The organism is Hyphomonas johnsonii MHS-2 (genome assembly GCF_000685275.1).
GTDB classification, from domain to species: domain Bacteria; phylum Pseudomonadota; class Alphaproteobacteria; order Caulobacterales; family Hyphomonadaceae; genus Hyphomonas; species Hyphomonas johnsonii.
The window spans coordinates 76,993-96,929 of record NZ_ARYK01000001.1 but is presented as its reverse complement, the minus strand read 5'-3'; the positions used below and the strand labels follow the sequence as shown (position 1 = coordinate 96,929).

The following is a 19,937-nucleotide window of genomic DNA, read 5'->3' as shown; positions in this document are numbered from 1 at the left end:
TGATCCTGTCCCAGCCGCCGGCGCGGCGCAAGCCGCCAGTCAGAGCGTCAGCCCGGCCGCTTCCAGCAATCCGGCAAAGCCCAGCGTCGTGCGGTCACCATAAGGTGCGCCGATCACCTGCAGGCCGATCGGAAGGCCCTGTTCACTTCGCGCAACCGGTGTGCACGTCGACGGCAGGCCGGGGAATGTCGCCAGCCCGGCCCAGGCAAGCTGCGCACCATAGGCGGTCTGTTTTCCGTCGATCATCAGGGTCCGATTGCTCCAGTCGGGATCGGTCTGGTAGGGGAAGGCTGGCGTGCTGAAAGCGGGCGCAATGATCACATCGAACGTCTCGAACACATCGCGCCAGGCGCGTATGGTCCGCATCTGTTCGTCGACCAGTTCCATCCACTCATGCGCGTCCACCGGCCGGGCGCCCGGCGCGCCCCGCATGATTACGGTGTTCAGCATCTTCACATAGGTCTCGTGCATCTGGCGCAAGTCTGGCAGCAATCCCGTATCGTCCGACACATCCGCGCCTGCTTCCGCCATTGCATCCGCCAGGCCGGCGACGGCCGCCCGTGTGTCTGCATCCGCGCTCAGGTTCGGCAGGTGATCCAGCACCAGCACGTGATAGTCCGCCAGGCTGTCATGGCGCGCTGCCGGCAGGTCCAGCCGATAGCCCGCCCCTGCCTGCGGCCCGGCGATCACATCGATGGCCGCCGCAAGGTCGCGCGTGTTGCGCGCCATCGGCCCGACAACGGCCAGCGGCACATCCACGCCGTCCGTACCCGGAAACCCGTGCCCCTTTGCCGGCACCACGCCATAGGTCGGCTTGTGCCCGAATACACCGCACATATGCGCGGGTATACGGATGGATCCGCCTATGTCCGAGCCTATTTCCAGCGCCACCATGCCGCTGGCCAGCGCCGCCGCAGCCCCGCCTGACGACCCGCCCGGAGACCGGGCCGGGTCGAACGGGTTCACCGTCCGGCCATAGACCGGGTTTTCCGTCTGCCAGTCGGCCAGCGCCACCGGCGCATTGGTCTTGCCGAGAATCACCGCGCCGGCAGCCTTCAACCGTGCCACCACCACCGCGTCTTCCTCGACCGGCAGGTCCTTGAACACGTCCATGCCCCAGGTCGTCGGCAGGCCGGCAACATCATTGGATTCCTTCACCGTCATCGGCACGCCCAGCAGGGGGCGCGCATCGCCGGGCTGGCGCGTCTTGTCGATATGTTTCGCGGCCGCCCGCGCCCGCTCGAAGTCACGCACGACCACCGCATTGATCGGCTCGTCACGCGCCTCGATCCGCGCGATCGCCGCGTCGCAGGCCTCGAGCGCCGACACATCTCCCGCCCTCACCGCCGCAGCGGTTTCCAGCGCGCCGGCCGATGCAAGGTCCATCCCGTCCTTCAATGTCATGGCGTTCTCCTCGTTTGGAAACGAGCGTAGCACGCCGCTTGCGGCAATCAACGCGGCTCGCGTCGCGGCCCCCGGTCGCCGAACCACCACAGCGTCGCAGCCGTCGCCGCGAAGGTCGCCGTCTCGACAATTTCGCCACGTGCCGCCGCGCCACTGCCGAGGAAGACGAGGCCGGTGATGACCCACAGGAGCACGGTAAGCCCCGGCCGGGTCAGCCCGCGCACGGCATTGACCCATGCATAGCTCTCGCCGATCGCCTCCTCCGCTGCGATGGATGCGGCCAGTCCCTGCCAGCCGCCCGTCACGTCAGCCAGGCGCAGGTCGTCGGCGCTGGCGGCGCGCCGTGCCTGCATCTGCAGGTCCATCAGGCGGGTCTCGTGCTCCCAGCGCGCGCGTTCCTGCGCCTGCTCCTGCCGGCGCTCGACAAGGTTTGCGGCCCGCCCGACGACCGACCCGATCAAACCGAATATTCCGCCGCCAGCCGCGCTCGCTGCCAGCCCTGCAATGTCCGCCATGACCATGCCCTCCGCTCAGGCACCATCATGGCCCCACCGGACACCAGGTCGGAAAAGTTTCGCCCGCCCGCCCGTGTGACGGGGCGGACGGGCGACTGACTTGCCGCAAAGGGCCGTGCCTATCCGGCAGCGACGGGTGTCTTGGCGGCGGTATAGGCGTGGCGCTTGGCCAGCGCGGCGCGCGCGCCATCATATTCCTGCTCCAGCTGGTCGACATAGTCGGCCGTCGACATCCGCGTCTTGATCGCACCGATGCCCTGCCCGCAGCCCCAGATATCTTTCCAGGCCTTGGCTTCCTGATTGCCGCCCGAACCGAAATTCATCGCCGACGGATCGGATTCCGGCAGGTTGTTCGGGTCGAGACCGGCCCTGGCAACTGACGGCGCCAGGTAGTTGCCGTGCACGCCGGTGAACAGGTTCGAATAGATGATGTCGCCGGCCTTGGAGTCGACGATCATGTCCTTGTAGCCTTCCATCGCGTTGGCCTCGTGGCACGCAATGAAGGCCGAACCGATATAGCCGAAATCTGCCCCCATGGCCTGCGCGGCCGCCACGGCATTGCCGGTCGCAATTGAACCGGACAGGGCCAGCGGCCCGTCAAAGAACTCGCGGATCTCCTGGATCAGGGCAAATGGCGATAGCGTGCCGGCATGGCCGCCTGCGCCGCTGGCCACCGCGATCAGGCCGTCAGCGCCCTTCTCCAGCGCCTTGTGGGCGAACACCACGTTGATGATGTCGTGCAACACGATGCCACCATAGGAATGGATCGCGTCATTCACTTCCTGACGCGCACCGAGCGACGTGATCACCACCGGCACTTTCCATTTCACGCACATCTCGACGTCATGCTCCAGCCGGTTGTTCGTCTTGTGCACGATCTGGTTGACGGCATAGGGGGCGGACTTGCGATCCGGGTTCTTCTCGTCCCATTCGGCCAGTTCCGTGGTGATCTTGTCCAGCCACTCATCCAGCACCGGGCCAGGCCGGGCGTTCAGCGCCGGAAAACTGCCGACAACGCCGGCCTTGCACTGGGCGATCACCAGGTCAGGGTTCGAGATGATGAACAGGGGCGACCCGATAACCGGGATACGCAGGTTTTGCAGGATGGGCGGCAGGGCCATGGAATTTCCTCACAGGATTGTTGGTCTTCGGATTGAAACTAGGCGCCCCGCGATGCGGGACAAGCGGTAACGTCGGGACAGGCAGCGTGCCGCCTATCCCAGCTTGAGGCTGTCGACGCTGATTACCTCGTCGATCAGTTTGTCGGCGTCCTTGGCGGCGATCTGGCCGCTCAGCATCAGCATGGCCAGGCCATGGACCAGGGCCCAGGCGCGCAGCACGCCGGTGCGGCGTTGCGCGTCGCTGGCTGTCGGCCCGGCGAGATCTGACACGGTCTGGCGCAACAGCCAGCCCGGCGACTCCTCCGGGTTCTGACAGGCAGGGTCCGTGGTCGGCGGCAGCGAAGAATAGATCAGGCGAAACAGCGCGGGATGGCGCATCGCGAACCGTACATAGGCCCGGCCCATCTCGGCAAAGCCCTGCTTGCCGCCCGCCATGCCGGCCGCCTTCTGTTCACGTGCCAGCTTGGCCAGCCCTTCGGCTGCCAGCGCCGCCAGCAACGAGTCCTTGTCCGGGAAGTGGCGATAGATCGCCGTCGCGCTGACGCCGATCTCCCGCGCAATGTCGCGCAGGCTCAGCGATTCCGCGCTGCCCTGCTCCAGGCGCTTCAATCCGGTCTCGATCAGCGCCGAGCGCAGGTCGCCATGATGGTAGGCGCCCTTGGGCGTATTTATGTTGACAGTGTTACCTTTCGAAGTCATGTTAGTGCTGTAAACATAATTCACGCGCGTTTCAAGCCCCGGAGATCCCCCAATGGCCAGCCCCGTCGAAACCGTCATTCGCAAGAGTGTGACCCAAGGCATCATGAAGATCGTCGAGTTCAACCGATCCCGCCCCCGGATGGGCCAGAAGACGAATACATTCCTCACCGGCATCCACACGCCGGTCGAAGCAGAGATGACGCTGGAAAACCTGGCCGTCACCGGCGAAATCCCCGCCGCCCTGAACGGGCGCTACCTGCGCATCGGGCCCAACCCTGTCGCCAAGCCCAACCCGGCCACCTATCACTGGTTCTCCGGCGACGGCATGATCCACGGCGTCAGCCTGAAAGACGGCAAGGCCCTGTGGTATCGCAACCGCTGGGTTCGCTCGAATGCGGTGTCCGCCGCGCTTGGCGAGGCCCCCGCACCCGGCCCGCGCCGCGGCACGCAGGACAATGCCAACACCAATGTCATCGGCCACAATGGCAACACATGGGCCCTCGTCGAGGCCGGCGCCTGGCCGGTCCGCCTGAATGACGAACTCGACACGCTCGCCCACGATCCCTTTGGCGGCACGCTGAAGAACTCCTTCTCCGCCCACCCCCACCTCGACCCGGAAACCGGCGAGATGCACGCCATCACCTATTACGCGCTCGACCCGGCCACCATCCACCACACCGTGGTCGATGCCAGCGGCAAGGTCATCCGCGAGGAACCGATCAAGGTCGAGCACGGCCCCTCGATCCATGACTGCGCCGTGACGAAGCAATATGTCGTCATCATGGACCTGCCGGTCACGTTCTCGATGAAGACCCTGCTGGCCGGCCAGTCCTTCCCCTATCGCTGGAACACCGCCCACAAGGCCCGCATCGGCCTGATGCCGCGCCACGGCAGCAATGATGATGTCATCTGGTGCGATGTCGAGCCATGCTACGTCTTCCACCCCTGCAATGCCTACGAGGCCGACGACGGCACCGTCATCATGGATGTCAGCGTCCACGACACCATGTTCGCCGACAGCATGCAGGGCCCGGATTCAGAGAAGGTCACGTTCGAGCGCTGGATCATCGATCCGGCTGCCCGCAAGGTCACCCGCACCACCCTGGACGAAGCCCCGCAGGAATTCCCGCGTCCGGACGAACGCTTCATCGGCAAGAAATACCGCTATGCCTACACGATGGCGCTGCCCGAAAATCATGGCTTCGAAGTGTTCGACCAGACAAAGCTCTACAAGCATGACCTTGATGCCGGAACGCGTGAAGTCCACGATTTCGGCCCCGGCCGCGTGCCCGGCGAATTCGTCTTCATTCCGCGCACCGATGATGCGCCCGAAGGCGATGGCTGGCTGATGGGCTATGTCGTCGACACCAACACGGACACGACAGACCTGGCCATCATCGACGCGATGAACTTCACCGCGCCGCCTGTCGCCCTGGTCCACGTGCCTCACCGCATCCCGCCCGGCTTCCACGGCAACTGGGCCCCGGCGGAATAGCGTCAACAGCCACCTTTCGAATCAAGAATGGCCTGCCCTTTCCGAGCAGGCCATTTTTTTGATCCGACTGCGTCAACAGGCTCAAGCGGCCTTGTGCCACTCGAGTGCCTTGAACGCAGCATCCACCGGCGTCTGCGCCAGGTGGTTGGTATAGTTCGACATCACCTTCTGGGCGACGCCGATCAGGACTTCCAGGATCTGGCGCTGTGTGAACCCGGCATCGAGGAAAGCCTGCACGGCGGCGTCATCCACGTTCCCGCGTCCACGCACCACGTTCAGCGTGAACGTGCGCAGCGCTTCAAGCCGCGCGTTCGGCAGCGGGGTTTCGTTGCGCAAGGCATCAGTGATGGCGTCGTCGACCTTCATGCTCTTCGCGATGGCGGTGTGTGCGGGCACGCAATAGTGGCAGGCATGTTCCACATTGATCGCCTGCCAGATGACGGTCAGCTCATCCTTGTCGAAGCTGGATGCGGCGAACTGCTCGTGCAGGAACTTGTAGGCTTTCAGCAGGCCCGGCGCTTCGGCCATCGTGGCGTACAGGTTCGGGATCATCCCGGTCTCCTTCTGCGCCTGGGCCAGGATGGCCTTGCTGTCTTCTGGGGCAGTTTCTTCGGTGTGCAGGGTGAAAGTCGTCATGTCGGTCTCCGGGAGTTGGGGTGGATCGTCTGCCCTTGGTGGGACGCCCTGCACCTATGAATGCTTGAGCGATCACCCAAGGTATAATTTGAGTGATCACTCAAATGTGACCCGCAATACCCACGGTTTGGTCGCGACAGGCCCGGAAACACGTCCTATTTACAGGGCATGGCACGCGCACACCCTTATGACCGTGACGCCGCGCTCGACGCGGCAATGACCCTTTTCTGGGCCAAGGGGTATCATGCGACCTCTCTCAAGGATCTGGAATCAGCGCTCAGCATGAAGCCCGGCAGCATCTATGCGGCCTTCTCCAGCAAGGAAGCGCTTTTCCGCGCCGCGCTGGAAAAATACTTCACCACCATGAACCGCGCCCTGCGCTCCGACCTCGACGATGCCGAATCGCCACTCGCCGCGCTCGCCGGATATATTCGCGTCATGCCGCGGTCCGCTCCGGACAATCCCCAACAGGCGGCCTGCATGCTGGTCAAGACTCTACTCGGCATCACATCGGCTGATGACATCATCGCCGACGATGCCCGCCAGTATCTCGACAGGATGCTGGCAGAATTCGAAGCCCAGTTCGAACGCTCCAAACGACTCGGCGAACTTCCGGCCGACACGGATTGCCGCCGCCTCGCCCGGCGCTACCAGTCAGACATCTCTGCCCTGAAGATCGAGATGCACCGTGGCACGGACGCAGACGAACTCGCTGCCCTTGCAGACGACATGGCCAGCCAGTTCGAAGCCTTGCGCGTCACGCCAGCCTGACGCCGACAGCTGGCCGACCCGCGCGCCGCCGCCACCAACCGGAAGGCGCACGCCGACAGAGCGCAAGGCCCGGGATCTGGCGACCACCGGGTTGCGCACCTCGGAGACCGGAACGTCAGCGCGCGGCCGCGACCACGGCCTGCTGGAAACTCGCTTCCGCATCGTCCGCCTGGTCCAGCAGGCCCTTTGCGGAATACGCGTATACGACCGGATTCCCCAATCCGAGCTGGGCAAGGGCGCTCTTCGACACCTCCCGCCCCTGCTGGCAGACAAACACGCATTTGCCCAACAGGTCTCGCGCCTTGATATAGCCGAGTTCCCAGCCGACACTCGGCCCGATATTGCTCAGATCAATGACGATAACGTCACTCTTGTGAGCGAGATATTGAACACAGGGTCTCCACCCATTGTGGGGGCACTTGATATTGAACGGCGTGCCGCCGGAGAATGTCTGCTGCGCAGATCGCACGACGCTTTTCTCAAGCTGCTTGTCGACATGCACAAAGGCTGAAGGCGCACCAAGCTTGAGCACCCGCAGGGACTGCCGAATCCAGGGTGACACCATCGCCAGGAACAGCGCACCCGCAGCCAGCGCGCCCCCCAGCAGGACCGATATGATGCCAACGAAGGGCGACAATACAGACCCGATGGACATGGCCGTATTCGCTTTGATGCCCTTGTCGGCCAGCGTGTAGGTATGCGCACGAAAGCCAAGGTATTTCCGAAGGAACCGCTTCAACGGGACAGACAGTTTCCTGTCATCGAACGGGCGCAGGCAGGAGACGATCTTGGGCGGCCCGCCAAAATTTATCCACCCGAAGACAAACATGACCAATATCCATGCGAAGAGCGGGAACATGAACACGGCCATCGCCCATCCCTCATTATTGTTCAGTGGCCCAATGACTGGAATCGCAAACACCCAGCTGGCCGGAATGGCATATTTCGCGACAAGGTATTTCGCCCGCTGGTAATTGTACTGCGCCGGTCCCGGGAAGCGCCTGCGGTTGGGCGGAAAGTTGAAATACTGATCCTTCACATCGGAAAAATCGGCGTCATCACCGTACCCGCGCCGTCTCAGCTCGTCGTCCAGCTCTTCCAGCACGAGTGAGCCGGCATTCAGGTCTTCCCGGGTCAACAACAGGCCCCCATCCGACACGTCTTCCAGATTCACCCGGTTCAGGTCCTTGATCCGGTCCTTGGTCCATTTGCTCATATGCGTCCCCTTGATATCAAAGCAGGCGCTCGGCAGCGCCCTCAATTCTCCGGCCCTGTCCCCCGCGCGACGCCGTGTGGCGCCTTCGCCATTCCGGAACATGGTGAAGCGCCGGCGTCCAACGGATTGGCCGTATCTGGTTGGTGTGAGGCCCCCGCCCCTTTATCCCTTCAAGTCAGGGTCCAGTTCCAGGTCGTCATCCAGCTGCACGCCGAACGAATTCAGCATCATCGACACCTGCGTGTACTGGCCGACGGTCATCACCAGGTCCATGCGCTGCTTCTCGGTCAGTTCCGACAATTCGCCCCATGTCCGCTCGGAAATGAACGCGTCGCTGGTCAGCTCGTCCACGGCCCGGATCATGGCGCTGTCGATCGGTTTCCAGTCCGGCGACAGCGGGCCCTCCTTGATCGCTTCGATCTCCACATCGGTCAGGCCCACTTCCTTGCCGATCCGCACATGCTGGGCCCATTCATAGCCGGACTTCCAGTTGAACCCGGTGCGCAGGATGACAATCTCGCGTTCGCGCGGGGCCAGGCTGTTGTGATCCGACAGGATATAGCCGCCCCAGCGCATGAACGACTTGTACGCTTTCGGCGCGCGGCTCAGCGTCCGGAAGATGTTGTATACCGGCCGGCCCTGGAACGTCTTGGTCAGCTCCGCCTTCTGGTCCGGGTCCATTTCCGCGTCTGTCAGCGGCGCGATCCTCGGTTTGTTTAATCTCATGGGTGACGTGCCTTTCTGCATGGCGGCCTGTCTGCTCGCCGGTTTCTTCCCTGTTTCTGCAGTAAATACGCATACACATCAGGCCACAAGCGCGCCGCGACGCCTTCCGGCCGCACAGCTGCCCCTGCGCAAGCCCTTGACCTTACGTTGGCGTCAACTCCATTACCTAGGCAAACAGGTGAAAACAGGCATTCCGATATATGGCAGACGACATCCTCCCCCTCAGCAACGCATTCAAGGACGCCACCGAAGCCGAATGGCTGGCCGCCGTCGACAAGGCGCTCAAGGGCAAGGGCATCGACACGATCACGCGCCACACCGCTGACGGTCTCGCCGTGAAACCGCTCTACCGCGAGAGCGATTTCCCCTCGGCCACCGACCCGCTCGGCGCGCCCGGCGCAGCGCCTTACCTGCGCGGCCCCACCGCCGCCCCGAACCGCTGGCTGCCCTGGGACATCCGCCAGGCTTTCTCCCACCCGGATCCTGCCACCACCAATGCCGAAATCCTCCGCGATCTCGAACGCGGCGTCTCCTCCGTGGAACTGACCCTCGACCCGGCAGGCACAAGCGGTGTCCAGGTCACGGACCTTGCCAGCCTCACAACCGTCCTTGACGGCGTCGACGCCGCGATGGCCCCCGTCGCGCTGGACCACACGCGCGATGCCGGGTTCGACGCCGCCGAACAGCTCATCGAATGGGCGCAGGCGCAAGACAACACGTCCGCCCTGAAACTCGACGTCAATCTCGACCCGCTCGGCGCCCTGGCGCGCACCGGCGGCCTCGATGCCAGCCTCGAAGAGACGTTCGAACGCCTCGCCCACACGCTTGCCACCCTCGCCGCACACCTGCCCGCCGCTGGCCGCCTCCGCATTGATGCCCGCATGGTGCACGAGGCCGGCGGATCGGACGCGCAGGAACTCGGCGCCCTGATCGCCAGCGCCGTGGACACATTGCGCCGCCTGCCAGACGCCGACATTGCCGCCCTCGCCCCGCACATCACCTTCTCTGTCGCACTCGACGCCAATTACGGCCTCGGCGTCGCCAAGCTGCGCGCCGCGCGCCGCATCTGGGCCCGTTGCCTTGAAGTGCTTGACGTGGCGCCCGTGCCGATGCGCATCCAGGCCACGACATCTGCACGCATGCTGACCCGCTTTGACGCCTGGACCAATATGCTCCGCTGCACCACCGCTGCTTTCGCCGGCGCCATTGGCGGCGCGGACATTGTCACCGTCCGTCCGTTCAATTCAGCCATCGGCGTGCCCGAGGAACTCGGCCGCCGCATCGCCCGCAACACCCAGATCATCGCCATGGAAGAAAGCCAGCTCGGCCGCGTCGCCGACCCGGCCGGCGGTGCATGGTTCACCGAAACCTTCGCCCAGGATCTCGCCGCCGCCGCGTGGGAGGAATTCCAGAACATCGAACGCGAAGGCGGATACGCCGACTCGCTCGTCTCCGGTGCCTTCCAGGACCGTGTCGCCACCATCCGCGACGCCCGCGCCAAGGACATTGCCAGACGCAAGGTGCCGATCACCGGCATCAGCGAGTTCCCGCTGCTCGACGAGATCGCCGCGCCCACCGCCGATCCGTTCCAGCCGAAACCGGCCCCACCAGCGCCCGCGCCTGCCCTCACCTGCCCTCCGCTCGCCCCCATCCATATCGCTGCCCCTTACGAGGCGCTGCGCGATGCCGCTGCCGGTGCGAAGAAGCAGCCCGCCATTTTCCTCGCCACGCTCGGCCCCGTCGCCGAACATTCGGCCCGCGCAGACTTTGCCCGCAACCTCTTCGCCGCCGGCGGCCTCGCCGCGAAGGAACCGCCGGTTGCCCCGAAATCCGCTGCTGAACTGGCGGTCGCCTTCAAGGCGTCCGGCTGCCGGATCGCTGTCCTCTGCGGCAATGACACGCGCTATGCTGAAGAGGCTGGCGCCGCTGCTGCCGCCCTCAAGGCCGCCGGTGTCAGCCACCTCTGGCTCGCCGGAAAGTTCGAAACGCCGGACGTCGACGCAAACATCTTCATGGGCTGCGATGTGCTGCACACACTAAAGCTCGCGCACGCCGAACTGGGGCTGCTGCGATGACGCGCCCGCTGGCTGCCCGTCCCGCCCTAGCGGTCGTTCGCGCCGAAGAAATAGCGCACGCCGACCGTATAATTGTAGGCGCGGTTGATGCCGTCGATCTCGCCGATATTGGAGTCGATCGAATCGTCGCGCAACGTGACGTACTCGGCGCTGGCCGACAGGCGCCAGCGGTCGTTGATGTGATAGGACGTGCCAGCGAAGAAATCGAAATAATGACTGAAGTCCTGGTCGTCGCCGGTCACGATGAAGCCCGGGCTGATATCCGCCGGCCCGGAAAAGCTGAAATCCAGCACCGCGCCGCCAACACCGACGCCAACGAACGGACGAATCTTCTTGCCCGCCCGGAAATCGTAGAAGGCATGCAGGCCCAGCGTCTGGACGCTGGCATCGCCGCGCACGCCTGTCCCGCCATTCAGGCCCACGATGTCAGACCGGCGAGACCCGAACTCGGCCTCGAGCCGGACAGACGGCGCCGCCCGGTAGCCGAGCGCAACAGCGATTTCCCGGCTGTTTTCAAAGATGAAATTGTTCTGGTCCTCGATCGAACCATACCCGCGCAGGGCCGCATAGAATCCGGTCTGGGCCGGGCCGTCAGCGGCCTGCGCCTCGGCCGGCGCTCCGCCCAGCGTGGCAAGCGCCGCCACCACGCCGAGTCGCGCTGCGATTTTCAGTCCCGCCATGCTGGCACATCTCCCTGTTCCGGACGGGCATTGACCCGCCAGTCACACCATAATGCAAGGCTTGCAACCGATGCGTAAATTTCCCGATTTCACCCAACTGGATCTCGACACGCCCAAGGCAGCGGCAGACGCGCCCGCCCTCGGCACACCTTGGGATACGCCCGAAGGCATCGCCGTCAAGACGGCCTTCACAGCCGCCGACACCAAGGGCCTCGACTATCTCGACGATTATCCCGGCCTCGCCCCGTTCGGCCGCGGCCCCTACCCGACCATGTACACCAACCAGCCCTGGACCGTGCGCCAGTATGCCGGCTTCTCCACCGCTGAAGACTCCAATGCCTTCTACCGCCGCAACCTCGCCGCCGGCCAGAAGGGCCTCTCGGTCGCCTTCGACCTTGCCACCCACCGCGGCTATGATTCCGATCACGTGCGCGTCTCCGGCGATGTCGGCATGGCGGGCGTCGCCATCGATTCCATCTACGACATGCGCACGCTTTTCTCCGGCATCCCGCTCGACAAGATGTCTGTGTCGATGACCATGAACGGCGCCGTGCTGCCGATCCTCGCGCTCTATATCGCCGCCGCCGAGGAACAGGGCGTCACGCCCGACAAGCTGGCCGGAACGATCCAGAACGACATCCTCAAGGAGTTCATGGTCCGCAACACCTATATCTATCCGCCAAAGCCCAGCATGCGGATCATTTCGGACATCTTCGCCTATACCTCGCAGAACATGCCGAAATACAATTCCATCTCGATCTCCGGCTATCACATGCAGGAAGCCGGTGCGACGGCAGACCTGGAACTCGCCTACACGCTGGCCGACGGTATCGAATACATCCGCGCCGGCGTCGCCGCCGGTCTCGATGTCGACAAGTTTGCCCCGCGCCTCTCCTTCTTCTGGGCCATCGGCATGAACACGTTCATGGAAGTCGCCAAGATGCGCGCCGCACGCCTGATCTGGGCGAAACTGGTGCAGCAGGAGTTCAAGCCGAAGAACGTCAAATCCCTCAGCCTGCGGACGCACAGCCAGACCTCCGGCTGGTCGCTGACCGCGCAGGACGTCTACAATAACGTCATCCGCACCTGCCTCGAGGCGGTTGCCGCCACCGGCGGCCAGACGCAGTCCCTGCACACCAACAGCTTCGACGAAGCCCTCGCCCTGCCGACAGACTTTTCCGCCCGCATCAGCCGCAACACACAGCTCTTCCTGCAACAGGAGGCCGGCGCCTGCCAGACGATCGACATGTGGGGTGGCTCCTATTACGTCGAGCGCCTGACGCACGACCTCGCCGCCAGGGCCCTCGCCCATATCGAGGAAGTCGAAAAAATGGGCGGCATGCGCAAGGCCATCGAGCAAGGCCTGCCGAAGCTGCGCATCGAGGAAGCCGCCGCCAATACGCAGGCCCGCATCGACAGCGGCACGCAGACCGTGGTCGGCGTCAACAAGTTCCATCTCGATGAAGACGAAGACGTCCCCGTCCTCAAGGTCGACAATGCCGCCGTGCGCCGCATGCAGCTGGAAAAGCTGGCGCGCCTCAAGGCTGACCGCGACGAAGCCGAAGTCACCGCCAAGCTGGATGCCATCGCCGATGCCGCTGCGGGCACGACGGGCAACCTGCTCGCCCTCGCTGTCGACGCCGCCCGCGCCAAGGCCACGGTCGGCGAAATCTCAGAGGCCGTCGAGCGCAGCCAGGGCCGCCACAGCGCCGTCATCCGTTCGATCAAGGGCGTCTATGGCGGCGGCGTCAAAGGCGACGACAAGGCCGACGCGGCCAAGTCGCTCGCCGCCGTGTTCGAAAAGAAACACGGTCGCCGCCCGAAAATCTACATCGCCAAGATGGGCCAGGACGGCCACGACCGCGGCCAGAAGGTCGTCGCTTCGGCCCTCATGGACCTCGGCTGGGATGTCGAGATCGGCCCGCTCTTCCAGACCCCGGAAGAGGCCGCTGCAGACGCCCGCAAGGCCGAGGTCGACATCGTCGCCGCCTCATCGCTTGCGGCAGGCCACCTGTCACTGGTGCCGGAACTGAAACGCGCCCTCGGCAATGAAGGCGCGGCCAACGCCCGCATCATCGTCGGCGGCGTCATCCCGCAACAGGATTTCGATGCGCTCTACGCCGCTGGTGCCACTGCCATCTTCCCCCCCGGCACCGTCATCGCCGACAGTGCCATCAAGATGCTGGAAGTGCTGGAGGATGACGCCACCAAGACGGCTGCGGAATAGACGCAGCCGTCCGGCGCTACTTGAACAGCTTGGCGTCCAGGCTCCACGCATCGTCTGCGCGGAACGCCATCATCGCCAGCGTGGCGCCAAAAACCGCCAGGGACGGGAAGAACAGCGGATTGTTGTTTCCCTCGGTCAGCAGGTACAGGCCCATCGGGTCCACGATATATTTCCAGATCGCCAGCAGGCCGACACCGGTCACGACCGCAACTGCCGGATAGGTCACCTTGCGCCAGAGGCCGACAATGACGGCAACGCCGAGCGCCACCTGCAATGCGCCAAGCGGCATCTGGATCATCTCGGCGTTCAGGGCCCCGCCATAGTATTTCTGCGACACGCCGATGGAGCTGGCCGGCGAAACGACCTTCATCATGCCCCACAGGACCATCAACCCGCCCGTACCAAGGCGAAGGACAAAGAGGGAAAGCGGCTTCAGCATGATGATATCTCCTGATGTCTGACCCGCCCGTCTAGGTCTGTACACGCCCCTCAGCAAATCACGCCCGATGACATCTCATCACGTCATGGTGCTTTCGCGCGGGAATTCGCTTAGAAATGGCCCAACCCGCCTTACCGGCAAATCGGAGTTCCACATGATCATCACCACCACACCCACCATCCAGGGCCGCGAGATCGCCGCCTACAAGGGCATTGTCTGCGGCGAGGTCGTCATCGGCGCGCATCTCGGCAAGGACATCCTGGCCAGCTTCACCAACCTCGTTGGCGGTCGGTCCAATGCCTATGAGAGCACGCTGCGCGAAACCCGCGACGGCGCCATGGACGAGATGATCGAGGAGGCCCGCAAGCTGGGCGCGAATGCCATTGTCGGGGCGAAGTTCGACTACACCGTCATCGGTCAGAACGGGTCCATGATGATGGTCGCCGTCTCCGGCACGGCCGTCGCCCTGGCCTGACGCGGCACAGGTCGCCCGGCCTGTCGATAACAATAGTTATATACACGCATTCTGCTAGCCGATATGAGCCGGTTTACCCCGCATGCAAGGAGCTGGTCGGAATGCCCTACCGACGCAGGAGGCTCGGCGAACTCGATCTTGTTGAGCGGTTCTCGCCGCTCATGCCGGCACTGCCGGTCCAGTTCCTGTTCGGATCCCTGTGTGTCCTCGCGGCCATCATGGCGCGCTATGGCGTCAACATGTTCGCCCCCGATGCCGGCCCCTATGCACCGATCTATCCCGCCATCCTGATCGCCACCCTGTTCGGCCGATGGCAGGCCGGCCTGATCACCTTCGTGGGCACGTTCGCCTATGCCTGGTATTTCGTTCTGCCGGACACCCATTCCTTCCATTTCCTCAACCCGTCCGACGGCCCCAGGACGCTGGTCAACGGCACCGCTGCTGTCGTCATTGCGATATTCGCCGAACTGTTCCGCCGCGCCATCCGCCGGGCCGCCGCCGAGCGGGACCGCGAACTCGAGACCCATCAATTATTGCTGCGCGAGCTGGACCATCGCACCAAGAACAATTTCGCCATGGTCGCCAGCCTGCTGGAAATGCAGCGCCGGCATCATGAGTCCGAAGAAGTCCAGGAAGCGCTCGCCGTTGCCGGCGCGCGCGTCCACAGTTTCGCGGCGATCCATGACTCGATCTATAGTGGCGCCGATTATGTCGACGAGATCAGCATGCCGAATTATCTCGCCTCGCTGACACGCATGCTGTCCGACGCACTCTTCATGCGCGACACGGTGACGATCAGTCTCGGTTGCGATGCCGTGTCGCTTCCGCGTGACCGGGCAGTGGCCATCGGCCTCGTCATGAACGAGGTCGTCACCAACGCCGCCAAGCACGCCTTTGAAGACGGCCAGTCCGGCGAAATCCGTGTCGAGTTCCGGCAACCGCCGTCAGGGCGCTGGGTCCTGTCGATCGTCGACGATGGCAAGGGCATGCCGTCCGAACCTGCCCAGCCTGACGGCCGCAGCGGGCTCGGCTCGCGCCTCATGGACGCCTTCGCCCGCAAGGCAGGCGGCGAACTCACCGTCGAGCGGCCGGCCGTCGGCACACGTGTCCTCCTGGTTGAGACCGAACTCCTGCCCGACACCGAATGAGCCCTTTCCTTTCGGGCCACGAGGTTCCAGACTGCCGGTAAAACAAGGGAGTCCGGAATGGACAATTTTGCAGACTATGACGCCATCGGCCTCGCGGCCCTGGTGCGCACGAAAAAGGTCAAGCCATCGGAACTGCTTGATGCCGCGCTGGCACGGGCCGAAGGCGCGCAGGAACAGATAAACTGCTTTTCCGCGCTCTTCCCGGAACTCGCCCATGACCAGCTTGCGGCCCCGCTCGGCGACGGGCCGTTCGCCGGTGTGCCCTTCGCGACCAAGGATCTCGCCATCGACGTGAAAGGTGCCCCGATCACGCAAGGGTCGGTGGCCTGGAAGGGCAATATCGCGGCGGAGGATTCCACCCTGACCAGCCGCTATCGCAAGGCCGGGCTGGTCTTCTTCGGTGCCACGACCTCGCCCGAGTTCGGCCTGACCACCACCACGGAATCCACGCTGCACGGCCAGACCCGCAATCCCTGGGACACGACGCGCACCTCCGGCGGCTCGTCCGGTGGCGCCGCAGCCTGTGTCGCGGCAGGCGTCCTTCCGGCCGCCCAGGCCAGCGACGGCGGCGGCTCGATCCGCATCCCGGCGGCCTGCTGCGGCCTGTTCGGCATGAAACCCTCGCGCGGGCGCATGCCGATGGGCCCTGGCCGCACCGAAGGCTGGAACGGCCTCTCCACCGTCCATGCCGTCAGCCGCAGCGTGCGTGACAATGCGGCCCTGATGGATGCCACCCACGGCCCCGAGACCGGCAGCCGCTATCATGCCCCGCCGCCGGTGCGGCCCTATCTCGACGAACTCGGCCAGGATCCCCGGCGCCTGAAGATCGCCCTCTGGCGCACCGCCCCCAACGGCACCCAGCCCGACGCCGACGCCGAAGCCGGCCTCAAGGCCACGGCGCAGCTGCTCGAAGAGCTCGGCCATACGGTTGTCGAAGCCGCCCCCGTGATGGACGGCGAGGCCCTTGGCAAGGCAGCCCTCTTCGCCATCTCGGCCAACATCGCCGCCATGGTCGACGATCGCAGCGCCGCGCTCGGCCGCGCCGTGCGCGAGGACGAGCTGGAACCGATCACCTTCCAGATGGCCTCCCTCGGGCGCACCGTGCCGATGGTCGAACTCGCCAAGGCCAACAATGCATTCCAGACCGCCGCCATCGTCTACGAGCGCTTCCTCGACGCGGGCGGGTTCGACATGACGCTGTCGGCAACCATCTCGCGCCCGCCGGAAAAGCTCGGCGTCCTGGCGCTGACGGCAGACCCGGACACGATGGGCGCGGCGGTGGCCAGCTTCTCGCCGCATTGCCCGGTGTTCAACCAGATGGGCGCCCCCGCCATGTCCGTGCCCCTGCACTGGACCCCTCCCACCCCGACCGCGCCCCTGGGCCTGCCCGTCGGCATGATGTTCGGCGGCCGCTATGGCAGCGAAAGCCTGCTGTTCTCGCTCGCCGGCCAGCTCGAACGCGCCCGTCCCTGGACCCATCGCCGCCCGCCCGTCTGGGTCGGATAGAAAAAGGCCTCCTGAATGTTCAGCCGCATCTGCCTGATCCTCGCAGGCGCCTGCCTTGCCGGTGCTGCCGACGCCACGCCGCTCGACCCGCCGGGCGCAGAAACCTATTCGCTGGAAATTCCCTATTCGGTCCCGGTGGCGCGCGACAACGACCTTGCCGCGAACGAACTGAAACTGGTCGCACTGATCCTGACGGCCTTCGCTTCGCACATGCGGGAGCCTGACTGATGCCTGGCCTGGCGACGCGCGCCGGCGGCTGTCATTGCGGCGCGGTCCGGTTCGAAGTCGAACTGCCCGACGCCATCGAGGTCGAGGCCTGCAACTGCTCGATATGCATCATGAGCGGTAACCTGCACGTCATCGTCCCGGCCAGCCGCTTCCGCCTGCTGGAGGGGGAAGACAGTCTCAGCGCGTACACGTTCAACACGGGCGTGGCCCGCCACCTGTTCTGCAGGCATTGCGGCGTGAAGAGTTTTTATGTGCCGCGCACCAATCCCGACGGGATTGCGGTGACCTGGCGGTGCCTTGACGCCTGGCAGGCCTTCGACGTTACGGTCAACGCCTTTGACGGCCAGAACTGGGAGGCCAATGCCGCCGCCCTGGCGCACAAGTCGCAGGATTGAGGGCGGGCTGTCCTAGTCCCGTTCGGGTCCGGGTGGCCCGCCGGGATGCCGGCCGCGGCGGCCCTCTCCCGGTTCGCGGGACAGCAACTGGGCAAGACCGTCACGCTCGCTCGCCGACAGGTCACCCAGCCGGGTCGCCAGCGATTCATGCGTCACGGCATGCACCGCTTCGTCAGTGCGCCGCAGCTCGGCAAACGCCGCGCGGACCGCATCCGGATCATAGGGTTCAAGGCGCAAGGCCCGGCCGAGTTCGGCGCGCGCCGCCTTGCGGTGATCCATCTCGTCCCTGGCAGACTTGAACGATTCCATCATCACGCGCCGGATGGCCTCGCGGTCCTTGCGGCTGGCATGTTCCATGACGGGCGGACGCTCTGACATCATCCGGTCGCGTCGGTGCGTGTCATCGCCCGAACGCACGACCGTGCCGACCAGCAGGCCGACCAGCAGCATGTTCGCCATCAGGGACAGCGTCAGCCAGAAGGGGATGCGGCGCCGTGTGCCTGGCTCGCTCATTCGATGGTCTCCTGGTCAAAACTCACGCTGTCATATCCGAGTGCCGCGTAGACCAGCGTATCGACTGCGTCTTCCGATGAATCCGTCGCTGCCGGCTGGATTCCGTTAAGGCCGATCACGAGGCCGATGGCCAGCGAGGCGAACGCGCCCACGGCAGGCCAGCGCGGCAGCATGGCCAGCCAGTTGCGTGATGCACGGGCCGGCTTCGGCGCGCTCTCAACAAGGCGGGCCGTCAGCGCCGCAGACGGCAATATCTCCGGCAGGCCGGACAGCAGTCCGTCCACCGAGCGCGCATTGTCCAGCGCCGCCGCGAACGTCTCTGGTGATTCGGCCAGGCGGCGCGAAGCCGCCTCACGTTCCGTTTCGGGAAAGGCGTTCGTGTCGGCGCCCCAGGCTTCGATCAGGTCGATCAGCCGGGCGTCTGTCATTGGTTGCCGTGTCATGCTTCGCTCCTTTCCGTCAGTACCGTTCGCAGGGTGCGCCGTGCCCTCGCGAGCAGGCTCTCCAGCGCTTCAACGCTGATCTCCATGATGTCCGCCGCTTCGGCCTGAGAATGGTCCTGCAGCGCGCACAGCGTCAAGGCGGCGGCCTGGCGCTCCGGCAACGCGGCAATGGCCGCCTCGACGGCCCGCACGCGTTCTGCCTGGTCCAGCGCCTCGTGCGGCATCAGCGCCGGATCTGTGCGTTCCGGCAGCTCGTCCATCAATGTCTCGCGCCGCTTGCGCAGGCGGTCATAGCACAGGTTCAGCGCGACCCGGTGCAGCCAGGTCGAGAACTTGGCCCTTGGTTCCCAGTCAGGCAGGGCCTTCCAGGCCCGGATGAATGTCTCCTGTGTCACGTCTTCGGCCTCTGTCCGATCCGACAGCATGCGCGAGGCAAGTGCCAGCACGCCGGGGCTGTAGCGGTTGACCAGCGCCGAAGCGGCTTGCCGGTCACCGGCAGCCGCGCGTGCGATCTGGTCAAGGTCCGAAGTGAATGCCACGGGTGTCTGTCTAGCCTGCGCATCGCAGAAGGGGAAATGACTTCATCCGCGTGGCTGGCATTGGACCGCAAGGCCGGTTGGGCCGGACACATGGCGTGTTGCGAAGGGGGAGAAGAATTTCGCATATCATGCATCCGGCCCGTCAGGCTTGGGCCCGGCCTATTCTGCTTCAGGCGGCGGCGCAGGCTTGTCGCCGCGACGCTCGTGCCACTTGCCGCGACGCTCATGGCGTGCCGCCTTTGCAGCTTCGCGTTCAGCGTCGCTCAGCGTGCCGTCACCGTCGGTGTCGAACTTCGCCATCCGGCCTCGCATCGGCGGGTTGGCGAATTCTTCCGCGCTGACACTGCCGTCGCCGTCAGCATCAAGGGCCGAGAACATCTTGGCCTGCCTTTCCGCCTTGCGGGCGGCTTCCTTGGCCGCGTGGTGGGCCGTCATTTCGGCCTGGCTCAGGCTGCCGTCCTTGTTGGTGTCGGCCTCGTTGAACATGGCCGTGCGGAAAGCGGCCTTTTCTTCCTTGGAGACGTCGCCGTCGCCATTGGTGTCCATGGCTTTCATATGGTCACCGCCGTGATGACCGCCATGTGGTGCGGCCTGCGCAGCAATTGGCAGCGCTATGGCCACGGCGGCCGCGCTGACCAGGGTAGCGAGTGTAATGCGTTTCATGAGATTGAACTCCGTATGGTTGA

22 protein-coding genes are annotated in these 19,937 nt (G+C 64.8%); 9 read left to right on the top strand and 13 right to left on the bottom strand.

Annotated elements, in window-relative coordinates; all coding sequences use genetic code 11:
• Positions 1 to 39 precede the first annotated feature (39 nt).
• The 4 genes from HJO_RS00510 to HJO_RS00495 all read right to left on the bottom strand — a co-directional run bounded on the left by HJO_RS00510 (position 40) and on the right by HJO_RS00495 (position 3,739).
• Positions 40 to 1,404 (bottom strand): amidase family protein, encoded by a 1,365-nt coding sequence (locus tag HJO_RS00510; RefSeq protein WP_051617907.1) that lies wholly within the window; start codon positions 1,402 to 1,404, stop codon positions 40 to 42.
• 47 nt (positions 1,405 to 1,451) lie between these two features.
• Entirely contained in the window at positions 1,452 to 1,919 is a 468-nt protein-coding gene (locus tag HJO_RS00505) for a hypothetical protein (RefSeq protein ID WP_035614109.1), read from the bottom strand.
• A 119-nt stretch (positions 1,920 to 2,038) separates the two neighbouring features.
• The gene (locus tag HJO_RS00500; protein WP_035612452.1) at positions 2,039 to 3,040 is read right to left on the bottom strand and encodes an NAD(P)H-dependent flavin oxidoreductase; all 1,002 of its coding nucleotides are present in this window, start codon (positions 3,038 to 3,040) and stop codon (positions 2,039 to 2,041) included.
• A gap of 93 nt (positions 3,041 to 3,133) precedes the next feature.
• Positions 3,134 to 3,739 (bottom strand): TetR/AcrR family transcriptional regulator, encoded by a 606-nt coding sequence (locus HJO_RS00495; RefSeq protein ID WP_035612451.1) that lies wholly within the window; start codon positions 3,737 to 3,739, stop codon positions 3,134 to 3,136.
• Between the two features lie 52 nt (positions 3,740 to 3,791).
• Here HJO_RS00495 and HJO_RS00490 point away from each other — a divergent pair, with 52 nt between their 5' ends.
• On the top strand, positions 3,792 to 5,234 hold the full coding sequence (locus HJO_RS00490; RefSeq protein WP_035612449.1) for an 8'-apo-carotenoid 13,14-cleaving dioxygenase: 1,443 nt from the start codon (positions 3,792 to 3,794) through the stop codon (positions 5,232 to 5,234).
• 81 nt (positions 5,235 to 5,315) lie between these two features.
• On the opposite strand, the gene HJO_RS00485 is transcribed toward HJO_RS00490, so the two are convergent.
• Positions 5,316 to 5,870 (bottom strand): carboxymuconolactone decarboxylase family protein, encoded by a 555-nt coding sequence (locus tag HJO_RS00485; RefSeq protein WP_035612448.1) that lies wholly within the window; start codon positions 5,868 to 5,870, stop codon positions 5,316 to 5,318.
• Positions 5,871 to 6,038: 168 nt separating this feature from the next.
• On the opposite strand from HJO_RS00485, the gene HJO_RS00480 reads away from it, so the two are divergent.
• On the top strand, positions 6,039 to 6,641 hold the full coding sequence (locus tag HJO_RS00480) for a TetR/AcrR family transcriptional regulator (protein ID WP_035612447.1): 603 nt from the start codon (positions 6,039 to 6,041) through the stop codon (positions 6,639 to 6,641).
• A gap of 115 nt (positions 6,642 to 6,756) precedes the next feature.
• Here HJO_RS00480 and HJO_RS00475 read toward each other — a convergent pair whose 3' ends face one another.
• Together HJO_RS00475 and HJO_RS00470 are read right to left on the bottom strand one after the other, a co-directional pair.
• Entirely contained in the window at positions 6,757 to 7,857 is a 1,101-nt protein-coding gene (locus HJO_RS00475; protein ID WP_156945360.1) for a hypothetical protein, read from the bottom strand.
• Positions 7,858 to 8,019: 162 nt separating this feature from the next.
• Positions 8,020 to 8,583, bottom strand: coding sequence for a carboxymuconolactone decarboxylase family protein (locus tag HJO_RS00470; RefSeq protein WP_035612443.1), 564 nt, complete (start codon positions 8,581 to 8,583; stop codon positions 8,020 to 8,022).
• A 200-nt stretch (positions 8,584 to 8,783) separates the two neighbouring features.
• Between HJO_RS00470 and HJO_RS00465 the strand changes: the two genes are divergently transcribed.
• The gene (locus tag HJO_RS00465) at positions 8,784 to 10,658 is read left to right on the top strand and encodes a methylmalonyl-CoA mutase family protein (protein WP_035612441.1); all 1,875 of its coding nucleotides are present in this window, start codon (positions 8,784 to 8,786) and stop codon (positions 10,656 to 10,658) included.
• A gap of 26 nt (positions 10,659 to 10,684) precedes the next feature.
• On the opposite strand, the gene HJO_RS00460 is transcribed toward HJO_RS00465, so the two are convergent.
• Positions 10,685 to 11,338: an outer membrane beta-barrel protein gene (locus HJO_RS00460; RefSeq protein ID WP_035612439.1), complete on the bottom strand. Its 654-nt coding sequence runs from the start codon at positions 11,336 to 11,338 to the stop codon at positions 10,685 to 10,687.
• A 70-nt stretch (positions 11,339 to 11,408) separates the two neighbouring features.
• Between HJO_RS00460 and scpA the strand changes: the two genes are divergently transcribed.
• Entirely contained in the window at positions 11,409 to 13,565 is a 2,157-nt protein-coding gene (scpA, locus tag HJO_RS00455) for a methylmalonyl-CoA mutase (RefSeq protein WP_035612437.1), read from the top strand.
• A gap of 16 nt (positions 13,566 to 13,581) precedes the next feature.
• Here the strand turns inward: scpA and HJO_RS00450 are convergent, their stop codons facing one another.
• Positions 13,582 to 14,004 (bottom strand): hypothetical protein, encoded by a 423-nt coding sequence (locus HJO_RS00450; RefSeq protein ID WP_035612434.1) that lies wholly within the window; start codon positions 14,002 to 14,004, stop codon positions 13,582 to 13,584.
• 154 nt (positions 14,005 to 14,158) lie between these two features.
• Between HJO_RS00450 and HJO_RS00445 the strand changes: the two genes are divergently transcribed.
• The 5 genes from HJO_RS00445 to HJO_RS00425 all read left to right on the top strand — a co-directional run bounded on the left by HJO_RS00445 (position 14,159) and on the right by HJO_RS00425 (position 17,756).
• Positions 14,159 to 14,479, top strand: coding sequence for a YbjQ family protein (locus HJO_RS00445; protein ID WP_035614108.1), 321 nt, complete (start codon positions 14,159 to 14,161; stop codon positions 14,477 to 14,479).
• A gap of 101 nt (positions 14,480 to 14,580) precedes the next feature.
• A complete protein-coding gene (locus HJO_RS00440; protein ID WP_051617905.1) occupies positions 14,581 to 15,627 on the top strand; it encodes a sensor histidine kinase in 1,047 nt (348 codons plus the stop codon).
• A gap of 57 nt (positions 15,628 to 15,684) precedes the next feature.
• Entirely contained in the window at positions 15,685 to 17,133 is a 1,449-nt protein-coding gene (locus HJO_RS00435) for an amidase (RefSeq protein ID WP_035612432.1), read from the top strand.
• Between the two features lie 15 nt (positions 17,134 to 17,148).
• Positions 17,149 to 17,361: a hypothetical protein gene (locus HJO_RS00430; RefSeq protein ID WP_035612430.1), complete on the top strand. Its 213-nt coding sequence runs from the start codon at positions 17,149 to 17,151 to the stop codon at positions 17,359 to 17,361.
• Positions 17,361 to 17,756, top strand: a complete 396-nt coding sequence (locus HJO_RS00425; RefSeq protein ID WP_035612428.1) for a GFA family protein — start codon at positions 17,361 to 17,363, stop codon at positions 17,754 to 17,756. The genes HJO_RS00430 and HJO_RS00425 overlap by 1 nt, the downstream gene beginning before the upstream one ends.
• A gap of 12 nt (positions 17,757 to 17,768) precedes the next feature.
• On the opposite strand, the gene HJO_RS00420 is transcribed toward HJO_RS00425, so the two are convergent.
• The 4 genes from HJO_RS00420 to HJO_RS00405 form a co-directional block, all read right to left on the bottom strand.
• On the bottom strand, positions 17,769 to 18,269 hold the full coding sequence (locus tag HJO_RS00420) for a periplasmic heavy metal sensor (protein ID WP_035612426.1): 501 nt from the start codon (positions 18,267 to 18,269) through the stop codon (positions 17,769 to 17,771).
• Positions 18,266 to 18,712 (bottom strand): hypothetical protein, encoded by a 447-nt coding sequence (locus tag HJO_RS00415; RefSeq protein WP_156945359.1) that lies wholly within the window; start codon positions 18,710 to 18,712, stop codon positions 18,266 to 18,268. The genes HJO_RS00420 and HJO_RS00415 overlap by 4 nt, the downstream gene beginning before the upstream one ends.
• Positions 18,709 to 19,251 carry an RNA polymerase sigma factor gene (locus tag HJO_RS00410; protein WP_035612422.1) on the bottom strand — a complete coding sequence of 181 codons (543 nt, stop codon included), beginning with the start codon at positions 19,249 to 19,251 and terminating at the stop codon, positions 18,709 to 18,711. Before HJO_RS00410 ends, HJO_RS00415 begins: the two co-directional genes overlap by 4 nt.
• Before the next feature lie 159 nt (positions 19,252 to 19,410).
• Positions 19,411 to 19,914 (bottom strand): EF-hand domain-containing protein, encoded by a 504-nt coding sequence (locus HJO_RS00405; RefSeq protein WP_051617903.1) that lies wholly within the window; start codon positions 19,912 to 19,914, stop codon positions 19,411 to 19,413.
• Positions 19,915 to 19,937 lie beyond the last annotated feature (23 nt).